The sequence below is a fragment of the Streptomyces abyssomicinicus genome, from assembly GCF_008974245.1.
Classification (GTDB): Bacteria; Actinomycetota; Actinomycetes; order Streptomycetales; family Streptomycetaceae; genus Streptomyces; species Streptomyces abyssomicinicus.
Map to the genome: position 1 here is coordinate 1,408,870 of NZ_BBZI01000005.1, position 20,933 is coordinate 1,429,802.

Consider the following 20,933-nt stretch of genomic DNA (forward strand, 5'->3'; position numbering starts at 1 on the left):
ATCGCCGCCGTCCTCAGTCAACTACGTCACGGAGCAGGCGGCAACGTGGTGCTGAACACCGTTGTCATATCCTTTGACCTGCGCAAACGCTGCGCAGGTCGTCGGCCGCGGGACGGGCGGTGATCGCGGAGGTCCGACGATCCGATAGCCTCTGCCGACACGCCCCCGGCCACCGTGAGGGGCGAGCCACCACGTACGTCGCCGGCGCCAGGGAGCGCCGCATTCCAGGGAGTGAGTACGGTTGCCGACCGCCATCGTCACCGGCCAGCCGGTGCCCGGATCCTCCTTGGCGGACGATCTCGGGTCCCTCGGCTTCGAGGTGCGGACCGCCGCCGACGTCGGTGAGACGGAGGCGCTCCTCGCCGCCGTCCCGGCCGACCGGCGCGTCGCCATCGTCGACGCCCGGTTCATGGGACACGTCCACGCCCTGCGCCTCGGCCTCACCGACCCCCGGTTCCCGGTCTCCGCGCTCCCCGGCGCCGTGTCCGTGCAGCCGGAGGCGCGTCGCGCGCTGATCCGCGCCACCGCCCGGGCCAACTCCGCGGCCGTGGACGCCGGCGGCTCCCGCACGGCCGTCGACCGCGGCACGCTGGCCGACCGGCTGGCCGTCTCCCTCGACGCCGACGGCGAGCAGGTGCACCGGCCCGAGCTGGGCAGCCTCGTCGCCGTCACCCCCGGCGACCCCCAGTCCCGCCAGGCGGCCCGCGAGGCCATCGCGGGCGTCGACGAGGAGGCCGTCCGGCTCCGCTCGGCGGTGAAGGCCCGGGACGGCTTCGTCACGACCTTCCTCGTCAGCCCGTACTCCAAGTACATCGCGCGCTGGTGCGCCCGCCGCGGCCTCACCCCCAACCAGGTCACCACGGCCTCGCTGGTCACCGCGCTGATCGCGGCGGCCTGCGCGGCGACCGGAACCCGCGGCGGCTTCGTCGCGGCCGGTGTGCTGCTGATCGCCTCCTTCGTCCTGGACTGCACCGACGGGCAGCTCGCCCGCTACTCGCTGCAGTACTCGACGCTGGGCGCCTGGCTGGACGCCACCTTCGACCGCGCCAAGGAGTACGCCTACTACGCGGGTCTCGCCCTGGGCGCCGCCCGCGGCGGGGACGACGTGTGGGCGCTGGCGCTGGGCGCGATGATCCTCCAGACCTGCCGGCACGTGGTCGACTTCTCCTTCAACGAGGCGAACCACGACGCCACGGCCAACACCAGCCCCACCGCGTCCCTCTCCGACAGGCTGGACGGCCTCGGCTGGACGGTCTGGCTCCGCCGCATGATCGTCCTGCCGATCGGCGAACGCTGGGCGATGATCGCCGTGCTCACCGCGGTGACCACGCCGCGGATCACCTTCGTGGTCCTGCTGATCGGCTGTGCCTTCGCCGCCTGCTACACCACAGCTGGCCGTCTGCTGCGCTCGCTCACCCGCAGGGCCGAGCGCACCGACCGTGCCGCCGAGGCCCTGGCCGACCTGGCCGACAGCGGTCCCCTCGCCGAGACCGTGGCCCGCGGTGCCCGTCGTGCGGTTCCGTCCGGAACCGCCCCGTTCGCGGCCGCCGCCGGCGCCCTGCTGGTGGTGATCCTCGCCGCACTCTTCGGTGCCTCCTGGATCACCGTCGGGGGCGCGGCCGGCTACGCGGTGCTCTCCGGCGCGGCCGTCGCGCGGCCCCTCAAGGGCGCCCTGGACTGGCTCGTTCCCCCCTTCTTCCGTGCCGCCGAGTATGGCGTCGTTCTGCTGCTCGCGGCCGACGCCGAGGTGAACGGAGCCCTTCCCGCGGCTTTCGGGCTGGTGGCGGCGGTCGCCTACCATCACTACGACACGGTGTACCGCATCCGCGGCAACGCCGGCGCGCCCCCGCACTGGCTGGTGCGGGCGGCGCTGGGTCACGAGGGCCGCACCCTCGTGGTCGCCGTGCTCGCCGCACTGCTGACCGCGGAGCAGTTCTCGGTCTCGCTCACGGCGCTCGCCGTGGCCGTGGCCGCCTTGGTGCTCGTCGAGAGCATCCGTTATTGGGTGTCCGCCCACCGGGCCGGCGCACCCGCTGTACACGACGAAGGAGAACCCGCATGATCGGCCTCGTGCTGGCGGCAGGCGCCGGACGCCGCCTGCGCCCCTACACGGACACCCTTCCCAAGGCGCTGGTGCCCGTGGGGCCCGAGGGGCAGGAGGACAGCATCACCGTCCTCGACCTGACCCTCGGCAACTTCGCCGAGATCGGCCTCACCGAGGTGGCGATCATCGTCGGGTACCGCAAGGAGGCCGTCTACGAGCGCCGTGAGGCCCTGGAGGCCAAGTACGGCGTCAAGATCACCCTCATCGACAACGACAAGGCCGAGGAGTGGAACAACGCCTACTCCCTGTGGTGCGGCCGTGACGCACTCAAGGACGGCGTGATCCTCGCCAACGGCGACACCGTCCACCCGGTCTCCGTCGAGAAGACGCTGCTCGCCGCCCGCGGCGAGGGCAAGAAGATCATCCTCGCCCTCGACACGGTGAAGAGCCTCGCCGACGAGGAGATGAAGGTCGTCGTGGACCCCGAGAAGGGCGTCCGCAAGATCACCAAGCTGATGGACCCGGCGGAGGCCACCGGCGAGTACATCGGTGTCACCCTGATCGAGGGCGACGCGGCGGCCGAGCTCGGCGACGCGCTCAAGACGGTCTGGGAGACCGACCCGCAGCAGTTCTACGAGCACGGTTACCAGGAGCTGGTCAACCGGGGCTTCAAGATCGACGTCGCGCCGATCGGCGAGGTCGCGTGGGTGGAGATCGACAACCACGAGGACCTGGCCCGTGGGCGGGAGATCGCGTGCCGCTACTGACGAGGCTCATTCCGTCCCCCGTCGTCGTCGACATCCGGCCGGGCGCCCTCGAGGACCTGGCCGGCGTGCTCGCCGACGAACGGATCTCGCACTCCGGCAGGCTGGCCGTCGCGGTCAGCGGCGGCTCCGGGGCGCGGCTGCGTGAGCGGCTCGCCCCGTCGCTGCCCGGGGCCACCTGGTACGAGGTCGGGGGCGGCACGCTCGACGACGCGATCCGGCTGGCCGGCGAGATGAAGGCGGACCGCTTCGACGCCGTCGTCGGTCTCGGCGGCGGCAAGATCATCGACTGCGCCAAGTTCGCCGCGGCGCGGGTCGGCCTGCCCCTGGTCGCCGTGCCCACCAACCTGGCGCACGACGGCCTGTGCTCGCCGGTCGCCACCCTGGACAACGACGCGGGCCGCGGATCCTACGGCGTGCCCAACCCGATCGCCGTGGTCATCGACCTCGACGTCATCCGGGAGGCCCCGGGCCGCTTCGTGCGCTCCGGGATCGGCGACGCCATCTCCAACATCTCCGCCGTGGCGGACTGGGAGCTGGCGCACAAGGTCAAGGGCGAGAAGATCGACGGCCTGGCCGCCGCCATAGCGCGCCAGGCCGGCGAGGCGGTGCTCCGGCACCCCGGCGGCATCGAGGAGAACGGTTTCCTCCAGGTGCTGGCCGAGGCGCTGGCGCTCAGCGGCATCGCCATGTCGGTCTCCGGCGACTCGCGCCCGTGCTCGGGCGCCTGTCACGAGATCAACCACGCCTTCGACATCCTCTTCCCGCGTCGCGCCGCCAGCCACGGCGAGCAGTGCGGCCTGGGAGCGGCCTTCGCCATGCACCTGCGCGGGGCCGTCGAGGAGGCCGGGCAGATGGCCGAGGTGCTGCGCCGGCACGCGCTGCCGGTGCTCGCCGAGGACATCGGCTTCTCCGCGGAGGAGTTCGTCAAGGTCGTGGAGTACGCGCCGGAGACCCGTCCCGGCCGCTACACGATCCTCGAGCACCTCGACCTCCGGACCGACCAGATCAAGGACGCGTACGCCGACTATGTCAAGGCCATCGGTAGCTGAACTGCGACCCGTCGTCCACCCCGAAGGGGTGAAGGACCGGCGCAGCGGTGAGCACTGGGCGGGCCGCCTGTACATGCGGGAGATCTCGCTGCGGGTGGACCGCTACCTGGTGAACACCCGGGTGACGCCCAACCAGCTCACCTACCTGATGGTGGTGGCGGGCGTCCTGGCGGGCGCGGCACTTCTGCTGCCGGGCCTCGCCGGGGCGCTCCTCGGCGCGCTGCTGATCCAGCTCTACCTGCTGCTGGACTGCGTCGACGGGGAGGTCGCCCGCTGGCGCAGGCAGACCTCCGTCACCGGCGTCTACCTGGACCGGATCGGCCACTACCTCTCCGAGGCCGCCCTGCTGGTCGGGTTCGGCCTCAGGGGCGCCGACCTGTGGGACGGGTCGGAGGGCCCCGAGTGGCTGTGGGCCTTCCTCGGCACGCTGGCCGCCCTGGGCGCGATCCTGATCAAGGCGGAGACCGACCTGGTCGACGTCGCGCGCAGCCGCAGCGGCCTGACCGCCGTGAAGGACGAGGCGGCCGCGCCCCGTTCCTCCGGCCTGGCGCTGGCCCGCCGCGCGGCGGCCGCGCTGAAGTTCCACCGGCTGGTCGGCGGCGTCGAGGCGAGCCTGTTCATCCTCCTCGTCGCGATCGGCGACCTGATCGCCGGCGGCGGCCTCTTCTGGACCCGCCTCGGCATCGCCGTGCTGGCAGGCATCGCGATCCTGCAGACCCTGCTGCACCTCGTGTCCATCCTCGCCTCGAGCAGACTGCGGTGAGCGCCCCCATGAACGAATCCCTGAAGGACGCCGTGACCCAGGCCACGCCGGACGCCACCCCCACCGCCGGCCCCCGGCCGGCCAAGGTGGGCGCGGTGATCATCACCATGGGCAACCGCCCCGACGAACTGCGCGCGCTGCTCGACTCGGTGGCCCGCCAGGAGGGCGACCCGGTCGAGGTCGTCGTGGTCGGCAACGGCGCCCCCGTGCCGGACGTGCCCGAGGGCGTGCGCACCGTCGAGCTGCCCGAGAACCTGGGCATCCCCGGCGGACGCAACGTCGGCATCGAGGCGTTCCGCACCGGAGGTACCGGCGGCACCGGAAGCCCCGGCTACGACGCCGACATCCTGCTCTTCCTGGACGACGACGGGCTGCTCGCCCGCACCGACACCGCCGAGCTGTGCCGGCAGGCCTTCGCGGCCGACCCCGAGCTGGGCATCGTCAGCTTCCGGATCGCCGACCCGGACACCGGCGAGACCCAGCGCCGGCACGTCCCCCGGCTGCGCGCCGCCGACCCGATGCGCTCCTCCCGGGTCACCACCTTCCTGGGCGGCGCCAACGCGGTGCGCACCGAGGTCCTGGCCCAGGTGGGCGGACTCCCCGACGAGTTCTTCTACGCCCACGAGGAGACCGACCTCGCCTGGCGCGCCCTGGACGCCGGCTGGATGATCGACTACCGGGCCGACATGGTCCTGTACCACCCCACCACGGCCCCCTCCCGGCACGCGGTCTACCACCGGATGGTGGCCCGCAACCGGGTCTGGCTGGCCCGCCGCAACCTGCCCGCCCTGCTCGTCCCGGTCTACCTGGGCGTATGGATGGCGCTGACCCTCCTGCGCACCCGTTCCGGGGCCGCGCTCAAGGCCTGGTTCGGCGGCTTCAAGGAGGGATGGACCTCCCCCTGCGGCCCCCGGCGTCCGATGCGGTGGCGTACCGTTTGGCGGCTGACAAGACTGGGCCGGCCGCCGGTCATCTGACAAGCTCGTCGGAGTGAGGACCGGGCCGCGGCCGTGCCGGCTCGCCGCCGTGCCCCGGTCCGCGGCCGTGCCCGTCCGCGGCCGTGCCCGTCCGCGAACGTGCCCGTCCCCGTCCGTGCACCCGCACGGCGGCCCACCGACACGCCGTATCCACCCGAGACAGCGAGAGTTCGAGCAGTGAGTGAGTCAACGCATGACGGCCCGGTCGCGGTGAGTCCGCGCCCGGCGCCCGACGACGGTCCGACGGCGGCGGAGCTCGCCGCCCGGTACGGCCTGTCCGTGAGCGGAGCGCGGCCCGCGATCCCGGCCTACGTGCGTCAGCTGTGGAACCGCAGGCACTTCATCGTCGCCTTCTCGCGCGCCAAGCTGTCCGCCCAGTACAGCCAGGCCAAGCTCGGCCAGCTCTGGCAGGTGGTGACGCCGCTGCTCAACGCGCTGGTCTACTACCTGATCTTCGGGCTCATCCTGAACGCGGGCCGCGGTCTGCCCAAGGACGTGTACATCCCGTTCCTGGTGACCGGCGTGTTCGTGTTCACCTTCACCCAGACGTCGGTGATGTCCGGCGTCCGCGCCATCTCGGGCAACCTGGGCCTGGTGCGGGCGCTGCACTTCCCACGGGCCTCGCTGCCGATCTCCTTCGCCCTCCAGCAGCTCCAGCAGCTGCTGGTGTCGATGATCGTGCTGTTCGTGGTGGTGATGGTCTTCGGCAGCCGGCCCTCGCTGTCCTGGCTGCTGATCGTCCCCGCGCTGCTGCTGCAGTTCGGCTTCAACACCGGGCTGGCACTGATCATGGCGCGGGCCGGGGCGCACACCCCCGACCTGGCCCAGCTGATGCCGTTCGTCACCCGCACCTGGATGTACGCCTCCGGCGTGATGTTCTCCATCCCGGCCATGCTCGAGGGCCGGCCCCGGTGGATCGCGGACGTGCTCCAGTGGAACCCGGCCGCCGTGTACATGGACCTGATCCGCTTCGCGCTCATCGACGGCTACGGGTCCGAGAACCTTCCGCCGCACGTGTGGGCGGTGGCGCTGGGCTGGGCCGTGGTGATCCTGGCCGGCGGCTTCGTGTACTTCTGGAAGGCTGAGGAGAGGTACGGCCGTGGCTGAGCAGCACCAGGAAGCCCGCGTCCCCACGGTGATCGCGGACGAACTGCACATCGTCTACAAGGTCAACGGCGCCAAGAAGGGCAAGGGCAGCGCCACCGCCGCGCTCTCCCGCATCCTGCGCCGCGGCGAGGAACGGGGCGTGCGCGAGGTGCACGCCGTGCGCGGCGTCTCCTTCGTCTCGTACAAGGGCGAGGCCATCGGCCTCATCGGCTCCAACGGCTCCGGCAAGTCCACCCTGCTGCGGGCCATCGCCGGCCTGCTGCCCGCCGAGCGCGGCAGGGTGTACACCAACGGCCAGCCCTCCCTGCTGGGCGTCAACGCCGCCCTGATGAACGACCTGACCGGCGAGCGCAACGTCATACTCGGCGGTCTCGCCATGGGCATGTCGCGCGAGCAGATCCGGGAGCGCTACCAGGAGATCGTCGACTTCTCCGGCATCAACGAGAAGGGCGACTTCATCAGCCTGCCCATGCGGACCTACTCCTCCGGCATGGCGGCCCGTCTGCGGTTCTCCATCGCCGCGGCCAAGGACCACGACGTGCTGATGATCGACGAGGCGCTGGCCACCGGCGACCGCAAGTTCCAGAAGCGCTCCGAGGCCCGGATCCGCGAGCTGCGCCAGCAGGCGGGCACCGTCTTCCTGGTGAGCCACAACAACAAGTCGATCCGCGACACCTGCGAGCGGGTGCTCTGGCTGGAGCGCGGCGAGCTGCGGATGGACGGACCCACCGACGAGGTCCTCAAGGAGTACGAGGAGTTCACGGCGAAGTGACGCCGTGACGGCCCGGTCGCGCCGCGCCCGCCCCGCGCGGGCGCGGCGCCGCGTTCTCCGGCCTGGTCCGTGCTGTCGTGACCGGGGGGCACCCCCCTGCCGACCAGCGACGGAGCGCCACGTAGGGTGGTTCGGGCGCCGCAATCACGGCAAGCCCGACGAATCGGCGTATTCCTCGCACCCGAGCGCGTCGCCCCGCGGGCGGCGTGTCCGAAATAGTGCGATTTAGATCCACGGTGTAGAACGGGAGACATGACGGCAATGGCTACGGAAGCTCCCCGACCCGTAGGGTCCGCCGTCCTCGTCCAGGGCCGCGCGTGGTGAGGCGCGCCGCGGCGCCGCGTGCCGGGGACGGCACCCTCGACAAGGCGGCCGACGAGAACTTCCCCGTGGCACCGTTCTTCCTGCCCCGCGCCTGGCGCGAGGACCTGATGGCCGTCTACGGCTTCGCCCGTCTGGTCGACGACATCGGCGACGGCGACCTCGCCCCCGGCGGCGAGGACGCCCGGCTGCTGGGCGTCGCCCCCGCCGACGCCGACGACCGGCTCCTGACGCTCGACGCACTGGAGGCGGACCTCGGTCGCCTGTTCGGCGGCGGCCGGGCCGGCCATCCGCTGGTCGCCGCCCTCGCGCCGACCGTCCGCCGGGCCGGCCTCACCCCCGAGCCGTTCCTCGCCCTGGTCGCCGCCAACCGGCAGGACCAGCAGGTCACGCGCTACGAGACCTGGGACGACCTGCTCGCCTACTGCGAACTGTCGGCCAACCCCGTCGGCCGCCTGGTGCTCGCCGTCACCGGGACGGCCACCCCCGAACGGATCCGCCGCTCCGACGCGGTGTGCACCGCGCTCCAGGTCGTCGAGCACGTCCAGGACGTCCGCGAGGACCTGGGCCGGGGCCGGATCTACCTGCCGCTGCAGGACATGAAACGTTTTCACGTCGACGAGGCCGACCTCGCCGCACCCACGGCCAACGCGTCCGTCCGGGCGCTGATCGCCTTCGAGGCCGACCGCGCGCGGACGCTGCTGGACGAGGGCGTGCCCCTGGTCGCGAGCGTGTCCGGCCGGCTGCGGCTGCTGCTGACCGGATTCACCGCCGGCGGCCGGGCGGCGCTCGCCGCCGTCGCCGCCGCCGGGTTCGACGTGCTGCCCGGCCCGCCGAGGGCCGGCAAGGTACGCCTGCTGCGTGAGGCGGGCGCGATCCTGCGAGGAGAGAGGTGATCCCGACCGTGGACCCCGAGCGGGACGTGTCCGCGCCGGTGCTCGCCGCCTACAGCTACTGCGAGACCGTCACCGGACAACAGGCGCGCAACTTCGCCTACGGCATCCGGCTGCTGCCCGAGGGCAAACGACGCGCCATGTCGGCGCTCTACGCCTTCTCCCGGCGCGTCGACGACATCGGCGACGGCGACCTGCCGCCCGAGGTCAAGGCGGTCCGCCTGGACGAGACACGGGCACTGCTCGCCCGGATCCGCGAGGGCGGGATCGACGACTACGACACCGACCCGGTGGCGGTGGCCCTGGCGCACGCGGCACGCGTCTTCCCGATACCGCTGGGCGGACTGGACGAGCTGATCGACGGCGTGGTGATGGACGTCCACGGCGCGACCTACGAGACCTGGGACGACCTGGCGCTGTACTGCCGGTGCGTGGCGGGCGCGATCGGCCGTCTCTCGCTCGGCGTCTTCGGCGCCGACCCCGGGGCGCCCGAGGCCGGCCGCGCGGCCGAGTACGCCGACACGCTCGGCCTCGCGCTCCAGCTCACCAACATCCTGCGCGACCTGCGCGAGGACGCGGAGGGCGGCCGCACCTACCTGCCCGCCGAGGACCTGGCCAAGTTCGGCTGCTCGGCCGGCTTCGACGGCCCGCTGCCGCCCGCCGGCTCCGACTTCGCCGGGCTCGTGCACTTCGAGGTGCACAGGGCCCGCGCCCTGTTCGCCGAGGGCTACCGGCTGCTGCCCATGCTCGACCGGCGCAGCGGCGCCTGCGTCGCCGCCATGGCCGGGATCTACCGGCGCCTGCTGGACCGCATCGAGCGCGACCCGGAGGCCGTGCTGCGCGGCCGGGTATCCCTGCCCGGCCGGGAGAAGGCGTACGTCGCCGTCCGCGGCCTGTCCGGCCTGGACGCCCGCACCGTCACCCGACGCGGCGTCAGGAGGCCCTCGTGACCGCACCGGAGGGGACCCGATGACCCGCACCACGACGGCCCGCGCCACCGGCCCGGGCGACGCCGTCGTCGTGGGCGGCGGGCTGGCCGGCGTCACCGCCGCGCTGTCCCTCGCCGACTCCGGCGTCCGCGTCACCCTGCTGGAGGGCCGCCCCCGGCTCGGCGGCCTCGCCTTCTCCTTCCGCCGCGGCGAGCTGACCGTGGACAACGGGCAGCACGTGTACCTGCGCTGCTGCACCGCCTACCGCTGGTTCCTCGAACGGGTCGGCGGCGCCGGGCTCGCCCCGCTGCAGGAACGTCTCGACGTGCCCGTCGTCGACGTGGCCCGGCCCGCGGGCCGCCGGCTCGGCAGGCTGCGGCGCGACCCGCTGCCGGTGCCGCTGCACCTCGGCCGCAGCCTCACCGCCTACCCGCACCTGACGCTCGCCGACCGCGCCCGGGTGGGCCGCGCGGCCGCCGCGCTGTACCGGCTCGACCCCGAGGACCCGGCCCTCGACGAACAGGACTTCGGCAGCTGGCTGGCCTCCCACGGCCAGTCGCCGCGCGCCGTCGAGGCGCTGTGGGACCTGATCGGCGTCGCCACCCTCAACGCCCGGGCCGGCGACGTCTCGCTGGCACTGGCCGCCATGGTGCTGCGCACCGGGCTGCTCTCCGAGGCCGGCGCCGCCGACATCGGCTGGGCCCGCGTCCCCCTCGGCGACCTGCACGACACCCTCGCCCGCCGGGCCATGGAGGCCGCGGGGGTCCGCGTGGTCACCCGCGCCCGGGCCACCGGCCTGACCCGCCGCGAGGACGGCCGCTGGCAGGTGGACCTCACCGAGGGCGCGGACGGCCCCGGGACGCTCGCCGCAGACGCGGTGGTCCTCGCGGTGCCGCCCCGGGAGACCCACGCACTGCTGCCCGCCGGAGCGGTCGAGGACGCCGGACGGCTCCTGGAGATCGGCCACTCGCCCATCCTCAACGTGCACGTCGTCTACGACCGCACGGTCCTCGACGCCCCGTTCGTCGCCGGTCTGGGCACCCCGATCCAGTGGGTCTTCGACCGCACCGCGGCGTCCGGGCTGACCGAGGGCCAGTACCTCGCGCTCTCGCAGTCCGCCGCCCACGAGGACATCGACGCCCCGGTCGCCGAACTGCGCGCCCGGTACCTGCCGGAGCTGGAGAAACTCCTGCCGCTCACCCGCGGCGCCCGGGTGCGGGACTTCTTCGTCACCCGCGAACGCACCGCCACCTTCACCCCCGCCCCCGGCGTCGGCCGGCTGCGGCCCGGTGCCCGGACCCGGCTGCCCGGACTCGCCCTGGCCGGGGCGTGGACCGCCACCGGCTGGCCCGCCACCATGGAGGGCGCCGTCCGCAGCGGCCTCGGCGCGGCCGACGCCGCCCTGACCACCCTGGGCCGCGCCCGCCACGCCCGCCTCGACTTCGAACCCGCACCGGCGCCCGCCGCAAGCCTCCCAGGCGGCGCCGCATGAGCGCCCGCGCCGGCGCGGCGCCGCCCATCCCTGTCACCACACGAGGAGAGACTGTGCCCACTGTGCCCCCGGCCGAGAAGGCTGCCGACGCGGTGGACGTGACCGCGCTGCTGGAGCGCGGCCGGACGCTGGCCACACCGGTGCTGAGGGCCGCCGTGGAGCGTCTCGCGGCGCCCATGGACACCGTCGCCGCCTACCACTTCGGCTGGATCGACGCCGAAGGCAACCCGGCCTCCGGGGACGGCGGCAAGGCCGTGCGCCCCGCCCTCGCGGTGATGTCCGCCGAGGCCGCCGGCGCCGCACCCGAGGTGGGGATCGCCGGAGCCGTCGCTGTGGAGCTGGTCCACAACTTCTCGCTGCTGCACGACGACCTGATGGACGGCGACGAGCAGCGCCGCCACCGCGACACCGTCTGGAAGGTGCACGGCCCCGCCCAGGCGATCCTGGTCGGCGACGCCCTGTTCGCCCTGGCCAACGAGGTACTGCTGGAGCTCGGCACCGTCGAGGCGGGCCGCGCCGCCCGGCGCCTGACCGCCGCCAGCCGGGCGCTGATCGACGGCCAGGCCCAGGACATCTCCTACGAGCACCGCGAGCGGGTCACCGTCGAGGAGTGCCTGGAGATGGAGGGCAACAAGACCGGCGCCCTCCTCGCCTGCGCCTGCTCCATCGGCGCCGTCCTCGGCGGCGCCGACGACCGCACGGCGGACGCCCTCGAACGCTACGGCTACCACCTCGGCCTCGCCTTCCAGGCCGTCGACGACCTGCTCGGCATCTGGGGCGACCCGGACTCCACCGGCAAGCAGACCTGGAGCGACCTGCGCCAGCGCAAGAAGTCCCTGCCGGTGGTGGCCGCCCTCGCGGCCGGCGGACCCGCCTCCGAGAAGCTGGGCGAGATCCTCGCCGCCGACGCCGGGATCAGCGACTTCGAGAACTTCTCCGAGGAGGAGTTCGCCTCCCGCGCCGCGCTGATCGAGGAGGCCGGTGGCCGGGCGTGGACCGCCGACGAGGCCCGCCGCCAGCACGCCGTCGCCCTGCGGGCCCTCGACGAGGTGGAGATGCCCGCCCGGGTGCGGGAAGAGTTCGTGGCGCTCGCCGACTTCGTGGTGGTTCGCACGAGATGATCCCGGAAGGTCCGAGCACCGCGTAGTCGCCGGCGGCTTCCCAGGAAGCCGGCCGGTGGCGGACCCGCAGCAGACGCACACTGCAGGAAGGGGAAGCCATGACCGCGACAACCGACGGAAGCACCGGCGCGCTGCCGACCCGCGCCGGACCGGCCGGAACGACTCCGGCCGGCCCCACCGACCGTCCCCCCGGGGACGGGCCGGCCGGCCCCCGCGAGGCCGCCGCCCTCGCCGCCCGGCGGGCCACCGACTTCCTGCTGGCCACCCAGGACGCCGAGGGCTGGTGGAAGGGCGACCTGGAGACCAACGTCACCATGGACGCCGAGGACCTGCTGCTGCGCCGGTTCCTCGGCATCCTCGACGAGGACACCGCCCACGCCGCCGCCCTGTACGTCCGCGGGCAGCAGCGCGAGGACGGCACCTGGGCCTCCTTCCACGGCGGCCCCGCCGACCTCTCCACCACCGTCGAGGCCTACATCGCCCTGCGCCTGGCCGGCGACACCCCCGACGCCCCGCACATGGCGCGGGCCGCCACCTGGGTCCGCGCACAGGGCGGCGTCGCCGCCACCCGGGTCTTCACCCGCATCTGGCTCGCCCTCTTCGGCTGGTGGCGCTGGCAGGACCTGCCCGAACTGCCACCCGAGATGATCTTCCTGCCGAAGTGGGTCCCGCTCAACATCTACGACTTCGGCTGCTGGGCCCGGCAGACCATCGTCCCGCTCACCGTCGTCTCCGCGAAACGCCCGGTACGCCCCGCGCCGTTCCCGCTGGACGAACTGCACGCCGACCCCGCCGCGCCCCTCCCGCCCAGGCCCCCCGCGCCCGCCACCGGCTGGGACGGCGTCTTCCTGCGCATCGACGACGCGCTGCGCCGCTACCGCGGCATCGCCCCGCGCCCGCTCCGCCGGGCGGCGATGAACGCCGCCGCCCGGTGGATCGTCGAACGCCAGGAGAACGACGGCTGCTGGGGCGGCATCCAGCCCCCGCACGTGTACTCCCTGATCGCCCTCCACCTGCTCGGCTACGACCTCGGCCATCCGGTGATGCGGGCGGGCATCGAGGCCCTGGACCGCTTCGCGGTGCGGCGCGAGGACGGCGCCCGGATGATCGAGGCCTGCCAGTCGCCGGTCTGGGACACCTGCCTCGCCGTCATCGCCCTCGCCGACGCCGGACTGCCCGCCGACCACCCCCAACTGGTGAAGGCCGCCGACTGGATGCTCGGCGAACAGGTCGTACGGCCCGGCGACTGGTCCGTGCGCCGACCCCAACTCCCGCCCGGCGGATGGGCCTTCGAGTTCCACAACGACAACTACCCCGACATGGACGACACCGCCGAGGTGGTCCTCGCGCTGCGCCGGGTCAGGCACCACGACCCCGAGCGGGTGGAGCACGCCGTCGCCCGCGGCGTCCGCTGGAACCTCGGCATGCAGTCCGCCGGAGGCGGCTGGGGCGCCTTCGACGTCGACAACACCGGCGCGCTGCCCAACCGGCTCCCGTTCTGCGACTTCGGCGAGGTCATCGACCCCCCGTCCGCCGACGTCACCGCCCATGTGGTGGAGATGCTCGCCGCCGAGGGACACGCCGACGACCCCCGCACCCGGCGCGGCGTCGACTGGCTGCTGCGGGAACAGGAGCCGGACGGAAGCTGGTTCGGCCGCTGGGGCGTCAACTACGTCTACGGCACCGGCTCGGCCGTCCCCGCCCTGATCGCCGCCGGCCTGCCCCCCGGACACCAGGCGATCCGCCGGGCCGTCCGCTGGCTGCGGTCCGTGCAGAACGCGGACGGCGGCTGGGGCGAGGACCTGCGGTCCTACCGGGAACCCGGAGGGTGGGCCGGCCGCGGGGACTCCACCGCCTCGCAGACCGGCTGGGCCCTGATGGCCCTGCTCGCCGCCGGGGAACACCGGTCCGAGGCGGTGGAACGCGGCGTCGCCTGGCTGGCCGCCACCCAGCGCGACGACGGCACCTGGGACGAGCCCCAGTTCACCGGCACCGGCTTCCCGTGGGACTTCTCCATCAACTACCACCTCTACCGGCAGGTGTTCCCGCTCACCGCGCTCGGCCGGTACCTGAACGGGGAACCCTTCGCCGCGAAGGCGCACTGATGGGCCCGTCGCCGGGGCCGCACCCGTCCGGCGCCGGTCCGTCCGGCCCGGCCCCGCTGCTGGTCGCCTGCGCGCTCGGCATCGAGCAGATCGCCCTGCGCGCCGCCGCCCGCGCCACGGGCCGGGGCGGCGGACCGTCCGGACCCGTCACGGTGCTGCGCACCGGCATGGGCGCCGCCGCCGCCCGCCGCTCCGTGGTCCGCGTCCTGGGCGCAGAGGCGCTGGCCGACGCCGCGGTGCTGGCCACCGGATTCTGCGCCGGGCTCGCCCCCGGCATGCACCCCGGCGACCTGGTCGTCGCCGAGGAGACCCACGACCCGGAGGGCGCCGTCCGGTGCACCGCCACCGGGCCGCTGGTCAAGGAACTCACCCGCGCCCTGCCCGGCCGCACCGTCCACACCGGCCTGCTCACCGGCACGGACCACGTGGTCCGCGGCGCCGAACGGCGCGCGCTGCGGGCCGACGGCGCCGTCGCCGCCGACATGGAGTCCGCCGCCACACTCCTCACCGCCGTCCGTGCCGGAACCCGTCCGGTCGCCGCCGTCCGGGTGGTCGTGGACGCCCCGGAGCACGAACTGGTCCGGATCGGGACATTCAAAGGTGGAATGACGGCGTTCCACGTCCTGCGCCGGGTACTCCCGGCCTTCTTCGAATGGCACCGTTCCCTGCCGCCCCCCAGGAGGTGAGCCCAGATGGCCATGCCGCTGCGCCAGTCCGTCACGGTCGCTACATATCTGGCCCGACAGAAGCTCCGCCGCCGTGACAGGTTCCCGCTCATCGTGGAACTGGAGCCGCTCTTCGCCTGCAACCTCAAGTGCGAGGGCTGCGGCAAGATCCAGCACCCCGCCGGAATCCTCAAGCAGCGCATGCCGGTCGCCCAGGCCGTCGGCGCGGTCGTCGAGTCAGGCGCCCCCATGGTGTCCATCGCCGGCGGCGAGCCGCTGATGCACCCCCAGATCGACGAGATCGTCCGCCAGCTCGTCGCCCGGCGCAAGTACGTCTTCCTCTGCACCAACGCCATGCTGCTCCGCAAGAAGCTCGACCTCTTCGAGCCCTCCCGCTACTTCGCCTTCGCCGTCCACATCGACGGCCTGCGCGAGAGGCACGACGCCTCGGTCGCCAAGGCGGGCGTCTTCGACGAGGCGGTGGCGGCCGTCAAGGAGGCCAAGCGGCGCGGCTTCCGGGTCACCACCAACTCCACCTTCTTCAACACCGACACGCCGCAGACCGTCGTGGAGGTCCTCGACTACCTCAACGACGAGCTGGAGGTGGACGAGATGATGATCTCGCCCGCCTACGCCTACGAGAAGGCCCCGGACCAGGAGCACTTCCTCGGCGTGGAGCAGACCCGCGAACTCTTCCGCAAGGCCTTCTCCGGAGGCAACCGCCGCCGCTGGAGGCTCAACCACTCCCCGCTCTTCCTCGACTTCCTCGAAGGCCGCGCCGACTTCGACTGCACCGCCTGGGCCATCCCCAACTACTCGCTCTTCGGCTGGCAGCGCCCCTGCTACCTGATGAGCGACGGGTACGTGCCCACCTACCGGGAACTGGTCGAGGAGACCGACTGGGAGAAGTACGGACGCGGCAAGGACCCGCGCTGCGCCAACTGCATGGCGCACTGCGGCTACGAGCCGACCGCCGTCCTCGCCACCATGGGATCCCTCAAGGAGTCCCTGCGCGCGCTGCGCGACACCGTCGCCACCCACCGCGCCCACCAGCCCGAGAGGCGGGCCACGGCCGTGAAGGAACTGCCGTGACGTGCTTCGACCTCGCCGCCCTGCTCGAGGCCCGCTCCGGCGAGCGGTACGCCCTCCACGAGCGCCACCTCAACCACCAGCTGCCGCGGATGCTGCGCACCCTCGGCTTCGACAAGGTCTACGAGCGGGCCGAGGGCGCCTACTTCTGGGACGCCGAGGGCAACGACTACCTGGACATGCTGGCCGGCTTCGGCGTCATGGGGCTCGGCCGCCACCACCCGGTCGTCCGCAAGGCCCTCCACGACGTCCTCGACGCCCGGCTCGCCGACCTCACCCGCTTCGACTGCCCGCCGCTGCCCGGCCTGCTGGCCGAGCGGCTGCTGGCCCACAGCCCGCACCTGGACCGCGTCTTCTTCGGCAACAGCGGCACCGAGGCGGTGGAGACCGCGCTGAAGTTCGCCCGCCGGGCCACCGGGCGCCCCCGCGTCCTCCACTGCGACCACGCCTTCCACGGCCTGACCGCCGGCTCCCTGTCCGTGAACGGCGAGAAGGGCTTCCGGGACGGTTTCGGCCCCCTCCTGCCGGACACCGCCGTTCCGCTGGGCGACCTCACCGCCCTGGAGCGCGAACTGGCGCGGGGCGACGTGGCCGCGCTGATCGTGGAACCCGTCCAAGGCAAGGGCGTGCACGAGGCGCCGCCCGGCTACCTGCGCGCGGCGCAGGGGCTCCTGCGCCGGCACAAGGCGCTGCTGATCGCCGACGAGGTGCAGACCGGGCTGGGGCGCACCGGCGACTTCTACGCCTACCAGCACGATGAGGGCGTGGAACCGGACCTGGTGTGCGTGGCCAAGGCGCTCTCGGGCGGCTACGTGCCGGTGGGGGCGACGCTGGGCAGGGACTGGATCTTCAAGAAGGTCTACTCCTCCATGGACCGCGTACTGGTCCACTCCGCGAGCTTCGGCTCCAACGCGCAGGCGATGGCCGCGGGACTCGCGGTCCTCTCGGTGATCGAGGACGACCAGGTCGTCGCCGGCGCGAGGGCCACGGGGGAACTGCTGCGGTCACGGCTGGCGGCGCTCACCGACAGGTACGAGATGCTCGCCGACGTGCGGGGGCGGGGCCTGATGATCGGCATCGAGTTCGGCCGCCCCCGATCGCTGAAACTACGGGGGCGGTGGGCGATGCTCCAGGCGGCCCGGAAGGGGCTCTTCGCGCAGATGGTGGTGGCGCCCCTGCTGCACCGGCACCGGATCCTCACCCAGGTCTCCGGCGACCACCTCGAGGTGATCAAGCTGATCCCGCCGCTGATCATCGGCGAACGGGAGGTGGACCGCTTCGTGACGGCCTTCACGGCGGTGATGGACGACGCCCATCAGGGAGGTCTCGTGTGGGACTTCGGCCGCCGGCTGATGAAGCAGGCGGCGGCCAACCGCTAGGCGGCGGGGGAACCGCGGGCCGGGCCGCCTCCGGACGGGAGTCCGGGGGCGCCCCCGGACGCGGCCAGGGCCGCCCTCACGTGAGGCGTCGACGCCCGCCTCGGCCCCTTTTGCCTCGGAGGCAAGGAAGTTGCCTCCGAGGCAAGGAAGTGGCTGAATGGCGGTATGTCCGCCGCAGATCCCGGCCCGCCGGGAGACCTTCCCAGCGTAGCCCCCACGCTCCGCGCGCTGCGCCACCGCACGGGCCTCACGCTGGAGGCCGCCGCCCGGGCCGCGGACCTCTCCCCGGCCCACCTGTCCCGCCTGGAGACCGGCCACCGCCAGCCCTCCCTGCCCGTCCTCCTCGGACTGGCCCGCGTCTACGGCACCACCGTCTCCGAGCTGCTCGGCGAGACCGCCCCCGACCGCGAGGCCGTGGTGCGGGCCGCCGACACCCTGGAGACCCGGGCCGGGGGCTGGAGCTACTGGCCCGCAGGGGCGCCGGGCCGGGCCATGCAGGCCCTGCGGGTCCGCATCCCCCGCAGCGGCGGCCCGCAGGACCAGGTGGTCCGCGTCCACCCGGGCGAGGAGTGGCTGCACGTCCTCACCGGCCGCCTCCGCCTGGACCTGGGCGACACGAGCCACGTGCTCGGCCCCGGGGACGGCGCCCACTTCGACTCGCTCACCCCGCACCGCCTGGCTCCCGACGGGCCGGACGGAGCCGAGCTCCTGTTCGTCCACACCCTGCTGCAGAGCCCCACGGCCGCCCTGTGCCTCGGTCCCGAGGCGAGCGCCGGCCACCCGACCCCGTCAGGAGTGCCCACGTCATGACGACCCCCGACAAGAAGAACGTCGAGGACAAGTTCCCCCGTGCCCTGTGGATCCGCCTCTTCGTCTACATCGTGGCGGGCCACCTCTTCGCCGGCTTCATCTGGCTGCTCTTCGAGGCGGGCGCCCGCGCCAACTGAGCCGGAGGCGGGCCCGGGGCCCGGTGGGGGCCGACGAGGCCCGCACCGGGCCTTCCGTCAGTCGAGGAGCCTCTCGCGCAGCCTCTCGCGCAGCTCCGGCGTCACCCCGAGGCCCCGCGTCAGGTAGGCGTCGACCCCGCCCCAGTTCTCCTCGATGGTCTCGAAGGCGGCCCCCAGGTACTCGGGCCGCGCGTCGAACAGCGGGCTCAGCAGCTCCGTGATCTCCGGCGTGTACGGGTCGGAGGACTCGCCGCCCCGGTGCAGCTTGTAGCGCCGGTGCTTGGCCCCCGACTTCAGGTAGTCCTCGGTGATGGCGTCCCGCTCCACGCCCAGCGCGAGCAGCACGACCGCGATCGAGAGTCCCGCCCGGTCCTTGCCCGCCGAGCAGTGCATCAGCGCCGGCACGCTCTCCTCGGCCATGGCGCGCAGCACCGTAGTGTGCTCGCCGGTGCGGGTGAGGATGGTCGTCCGGTAGGAGGCGATCATGCGCTGCTCGGCGCGTCCCTCGCCCAGCAGGGGCCGGAGCTCGTCGATGCCCCCGCGGCGGACACGCTTCCAGAACTCCGCCCCGTCGGCCGGGTCGGAGAGCGGCAGTCGCACCTCCCTGACCCCGGGCAGCGTGACGTCGGGGCCCTCGAGGCTCCGGTCGGCGTCGTTGCGGAAGTCGAAGACCGTGTGCAGGTTCAGGGAGGCGAGGAAGGCGGCGTCCTCGGCGGTCGCGCTCGCCAGGTGCCCGCTGCGGTACAGCACGCCGGGCTTCACCTTGCGGCCGTCCTGGGTGGGCATCCCGCCCACGTCGCGAAAGTTGCGCACTCCGGCGAGCTGGGGCTCGGTCGACGGGACCTGCTGCGTCACGGGGGCTCCTCCCACTAGGCCCCGCCGGTGCGGCAACCGGCAGGTGCGCTCCGACGATACGACATGGACGCCCAGGGCAGAGAGGGTGCCGCCCCGACGGGAACCTTCACGAGCCCACAGGGGAGAAATGCGGCAATACGGACAATTCATCGCAACGTTGATTTGTCATCGTAAAACACAACTCGCCCTGCGGTGAGGGGTCATGGGGAGCGGCCGGGTGAGCAGCCTCATACCGGTGACCGAGCGTCGTCGGCCCGGGGCGGGCAACTTCCGTGCGGGGTGGCCGACTTGAGGGGAGTCTGACGACTCTCTGTGACCGTTTTGCACTTAAGTGATCACAAACAATGCACCTTCGCTGTTTTCCCGCGCTTGTCCCGTTGCGCCCCGGTCGCATACGTTCACGATCCGATCCGGACGGACGCCTAATCCTGCCGCCGCCCGGATCTCTCACACTCACCCGAGTAACCCGAGTACGGCAGGAGCGGGGGACCCACAGGTACACGCCTGTTCCGGTCTCCGGAACGGGCTAGGGGTTAAGCCGCGCCCAGCGCGGCCGGGCATCTCCAGCCCGCACCCGACAGCTCACCTCGCAGGCGACGGAGAGGACACAGCCATGCCCGCGAAGCATCAGAAGCACCGCCGTCCCACCGGCGTCCAGCGCCTCACCCGCTCCATCGCCGTCGCCGGAACGGGCGCCGTGGCGCTCGGCCTGCCCCTCTTCGGCGCCGCCGGCGCCCACGCCGCCCCCCAGCAGGGCGCGCAGAGCCTGCCGGTCGCCGCCAAGAAGGCCGCCTCCGAGACCTACAAGGTCAAGAAGGGCGACTCCCTGGCGAAGATCGCCGACAAGAAGAAGGTCGCCGGCGGCTGGAAGAAGCTGTACAAGATCAACCGCGACGTCGTCGGCGACAACCCGCGCCTGATCAAGCCCGGCACCAAGCTCGACCTCGGCAAGAAGGCCGCCGCCAAGCCCGCCCAGGCGAAGGCCGCCGCGCCCAAGGCCGAGGCCCCGAAGACCACGGCCGCCGACGCGGCCGCCACCGGCGGCTACACCGCCCCCGCGGACGCGGCCCTCGGCACCGCCTACCGCACCGCCGGCAGCATGTGGTCCAGCGGCTACCACACCGGTGTCGACTTCGCCCTGCCCACCGGCACCCCGCTGAAGTCCGTCGCCGCGGGCACCGTGGTCTCCGCCGGCAACGGCGGCGCCTACGGCAACCAGGTCGTCATCCAGCACCAGGACGGCATGTACTCCCAGTACGCCCACCTGTCGCAGCTGTCCGTCTCCGCCGGCCAGTCCGTCACCGTCGGCCAGCAGATCGGCCTGTCCGGCGCCACCGGCAACGTGACCGGCCCGCACCTGCACTTCGAGGTCCGTACCTCGCCCGACTACGGTTCCGACGTGGACCCGGTCGGCTACCTGCGCTCGCACGGCGTCAGCGTCGGCTGACCCCTGGGGCCTCGCGGTCGCGCGCGCCGAGGGCCGCACTTCCCTTCCGGAAGTGCGGCCCTCGGCGTGCGTCGTCCGGCGCTGTCCGTGCGCCGTGCGGGCTCCCTCCGGGCTCGCGGTGGGGTGACGAAAGACGAGTGGCGTTTCTCACCCACCGTCAACCCCTCCCTACGGTCGCGTAGCTCACATCCGAAGGTGAAAGATGCCTGGA

General features: G+C 73.1%; 19 protein-coding genes and 1 riboswitch. Of the genes, 18 read left to right on the top strand and 1 reads right to left on the bottom strand.

Going from position 1 to position 20,933, the window contains the following annotated elements; genetic code table 11:
- The first annotated feature begins 241 nt into the window (after positions 1-241).
- The 17 genes from GBN72_RS05855 to GBN72_RS05935 all read left to right on the top strand — a co-directional run bounded on the left by GBN72_RS05855 (position 242) and on the right by GBN72_RS05935 (position 18,420).
- Entirely contained in the window at positions 242-2,062 is a 1,821-nt protein-coding gene (locus GBN72_RS05855; RefSeq protein WP_151770499.1) for a DUF5941 domain-containing protein, read from the top strand.
- Complete coding sequence (locus GBN72_RS05860; RefSeq protein WP_151770500.1) at positions 2,059-2,811, top strand: phosphocholine cytidylyltransferase family protein; 753 nt, start codon at positions 2,059-2,061, stop codon at positions 2,809-2,811. The genes GBN72_RS05855 and GBN72_RS05860 overlap by 4 nt, the downstream gene beginning before the upstream one ends.
- On the top strand, positions 2,799-3,860 hold the full coding sequence (locus GBN72_RS05865; RefSeq protein ID WP_151770501.1) for an iron-containing alcohol dehydrogenase family protein: 1,062 nt from the start codon (positions 2,799-2,801) through the stop codon (positions 3,858-3,860). Before GBN72_RS05860 ends, GBN72_RS05865 begins: the two co-directional genes overlap by 13 nt.
- Positions 3,838-4,623 carry a CDP-alcohol phosphatidyltransferase family protein gene (locus GBN72_RS05870; protein ID WP_151770502.1) on the top strand — a complete coding sequence of 262 codons (786 nt, stop codon included), beginning with the start codon at positions 3,838-3,840 and terminating at the stop codon, positions 4,621-4,623. Before GBN72_RS05865 ends, GBN72_RS05870 begins: the two co-directional genes overlap by 23 nt.
- A 107-nt stretch (positions 4,624-4,730) precedes the next feature.
- The gene (locus GBN72_RS05875) at positions 4,731-5,600 is read left to right on the top strand and encodes a glycosyltransferase family 2 protein (RefSeq protein ID WP_164540476.1); all 870 of its coding nucleotides are present in this window, start codon (positions 4,731-4,733) and stop codon (positions 5,598-5,600) included.
- Positions 5,601-5,777: 177 nt separating this feature from the next.
- Entirely contained in the window at positions 5,778-6,707 is a 930-nt protein-coding gene (locus GBN72_RS05880) for an ABC transporter permease (protein ID WP_151770503.1), read from the top strand.
- Positions 6,700-7,479 carry an ABC transporter ATP-binding protein gene (locus GBN72_RS05885; RefSeq protein WP_151770504.1) on the top strand — a complete coding sequence of 260 codons (780 nt, stop codon included), beginning with the start codon at positions 6,700-6,702 and terminating at the stop codon, positions 7,477-7,479. The genes GBN72_RS05880 and GBN72_RS05885 overlap by 8 nt, the downstream gene beginning before the upstream one ends.
- A 317-nt stretch (positions 7,480-7,796) precedes the next feature.
- Positions 7,797-8,696 (top strand): squalene synthase HpnC, encoded by a 900-nt coding sequence (gene hpnC, locus GBN72_RS05890; RefSeq protein ID WP_151770505.1) that lies wholly within the window; start codon positions 7,797-7,799, stop codon positions 8,694-8,696.
- Positions 8,693-9,643 carry a presqualene diphosphate synthase HpnD gene (hpnD, locus tag GBN72_RS05895; protein WP_151770506.1) on the top strand — a complete coding sequence of 317 codons (951 nt, stop codon included), beginning with the start codon at positions 8,693-8,695 and terminating at the stop codon, positions 9,641-9,643. Before hpnC ends, hpnD begins: the two co-directional genes overlap by 4 nt.
- Positions 9,644-9,662: 19 nt before the next feature.
- Positions 9,663-11,114 carry a hydroxysqualene dehydroxylase HpnE gene (hpnE, locus tag GBN72_RS05900; RefSeq protein ID WP_151770507.1) on the top strand — a complete coding sequence of 484 codons (1,452 nt, stop codon included), beginning with the start codon at positions 9,663-9,665 and terminating at the stop codon, positions 11,112-11,114.
- Complete coding sequence (locus GBN72_RS05905; RefSeq protein WP_151770508.1) at positions 11,111-12,235, top strand: polyprenyl synthetase family protein; 1,125 nt, start codon at positions 11,111-11,113, stop codon at positions 12,233-12,235. Before hpnE ends, GBN72_RS05905 begins: the two co-directional genes overlap by 4 nt.
- A gap of 98 nt (positions 12,236-12,333) precedes the next feature.
- Positions 12,334-14,340 carry a squalene--hopene cyclase gene (gene shc, locus GBN72_RS05910; protein ID WP_151770509.1) on the top strand — a complete coding sequence of 669 codons (2,007 nt, stop codon included), beginning with the start codon at positions 12,334-12,336 and terminating at the stop codon, positions 14,338-14,340.
- Positions 14,340-15,026 carry a phosphorylase family protein gene (locus tag GBN72_RS05915; RefSeq protein WP_151770510.1) on the top strand — a complete coding sequence of 229 codons (687 nt, stop codon included), beginning with the start codon at positions 14,340-14,342 and terminating at the stop codon, positions 15,024-15,026. The genes shc and GBN72_RS05915 overlap by 1 nt, the downstream gene beginning before the upstream one ends.
- Before the next feature lie 6 nt (positions 15,027-15,032).
- The gene (gene hpnH / locus GBN72_RS05920) at positions 15,033-16,097 is read left to right on the top strand and encodes an adenosyl-hopene transferase HpnH (RefSeq protein WP_151770511.1); all 1,065 of its coding nucleotides are present in this window, start codon (positions 15,033-15,035) and stop codon (positions 16,095-16,097) included.
- Positions 16,094-17,473, top strand: coding sequence for an aspartate aminotransferase family protein (locus tag GBN72_RS05925; RefSeq protein WP_151770512.1), 1,380 nt, complete (start codon positions 16,094-16,096; stop codon positions 17,471-17,473). Before hpnH ends, GBN72_RS05925 begins: the two co-directional genes overlap by 4 nt.
- A gap of 165 nt (positions 17,474-17,638) precedes the next feature.
- The gene (locus GBN72_RS05930) at positions 17,639-18,283 is read left to right on the top strand and encodes a helix-turn-helix domain-containing protein (protein WP_151770513.1); all 645 of its coding nucleotides are present in this window, start codon (positions 17,639-17,641) and stop codon (positions 18,281-18,283) included.
- The gene (locus tag GBN72_RS05935; RefSeq protein WP_151770514.1) at positions 18,280-18,420 is read left to right on the top strand and encodes a DUF6126 family protein; all 141 of its coding nucleotides are present in this window, start codon (positions 18,280-18,282) and stop codon (positions 18,418-18,420) included. Before GBN72_RS05930 ends, GBN72_RS05935 begins: the two co-directional genes overlap by 4 nt.
- A 57-nt stretch (positions 18,421-18,477) precedes the next feature.
- On the opposite strand, the gene GBN72_RS05940 is transcribed toward GBN72_RS05935, so the two are convergent.
- Positions 18,478-19,275, bottom strand: a complete 798-nt coding sequence (locus tag GBN72_RS05940) for a tyrosine-protein phosphatase (RefSeq protein WP_151770515.1) — start codon at positions 19,273-19,275, stop codon at positions 18,478-18,480.
- A 444-nt stretch (positions 19,276-19,719) separates the two neighbouring features.
- Positions 19,720-19,886: riboswitch (cyclic di-AMP (ydaO/yuaA leader) on the top strand.
- A 2-nt stretch (positions 19,887-19,888) separates the two neighbouring features.
- Here GBN72_RS05940 and GBN72_RS05945 point away from each other — a divergent pair.
- Complete coding sequence (locus GBN72_RS05945) at positions 19,889-20,722, top strand: M23 family metallopeptidase (RefSeq protein ID WP_151770516.1); 834 nt, start codon at positions 19,889-19,891, stop codon at positions 20,720-20,722.
- The last annotated feature ends 211 nt before the right edge of the window (positions 20,723-20,933 follow it).

Excerpts from the sequence above, each read along its gene's own strand:
- GBN72_RS05860 (WP_151770500.1), top strand. The coding sequence starts at position 2,059 with ATGATCGGCCTCGTGCTGGCGGCAGGCGCCGGACGCCGCCTGCGCCCC.
- GBN72_RS05870 (WP_151770502.1), top strand. The coding sequence starts at position 3,838 with ATGTCAAGGCCATCGGTAGCTGAACTGCGACCCGTCGTCCACCCCGAA.
- GBN72_RS05875 (WP_164540476.1), top strand. The coding sequence starts at position 4,731 with ATGGGCAACCGCCCCGACGAACTGCGCGCGCTGCTCGACTCGGTGGCC.
- hpnE (WP_151770507.1), top strand. The coding sequence starts at position 9,663 with ATGACCCGCACCACGACGGCCCGCGCCACCGGCCCGGGCGACGCCGTC.
- GBN72_RS05905 (WP_151770508.1), top strand. The coding sequence starts at position 11,111 with ATGAGCGCCCGCGCCGGCGCGGCGCCGCCCATCCCTGTCACCACACGA.
- shc (WP_151770509.1), top strand. The coding sequence starts at position 12,334 with ATGACCGCGACAACCGACGGAAGCACCGGCGCGCTGCCGACCCGCGCC.
- GBN72_RS05915 (WP_151770510.1), top strand. The coding sequence starts at position 14,340 with ATGGGCCCGTCGCCGGGGCCGCACCCGTCCGGCGCCGGTCCGTCCGGC.
- hpnH (WP_151770511.1), top strand. The coding sequence starts at position 15,033 with ATGGCCATGCCGCTGCGCCAGTCCGTCACGGTCGCTACATATCTGGCC.
- GBN72_RS05930 (WP_151770513.1), top strand. The coding sequence starts at position 17,639 with ATGTCCGCCGCAGATCCCGGCCCGCCGGGAGACCTTCCCAGCGTAGCC.
- GBN72_RS05935 (WP_151770514.1), top strand. The coding sequence starts at position 18,280 with ATGACGACCCCCGACAAGAAGAACGTCGAGGACAAGTTCCCCCGTGCC.
- GBN72_RS05945 (WP_151770516.1), top strand. The coding sequence starts at position 19,889 with ATGCCCGCGAAGCATCAGAAGCACCGCCGTCCCACCGGCGTCCAGCGC.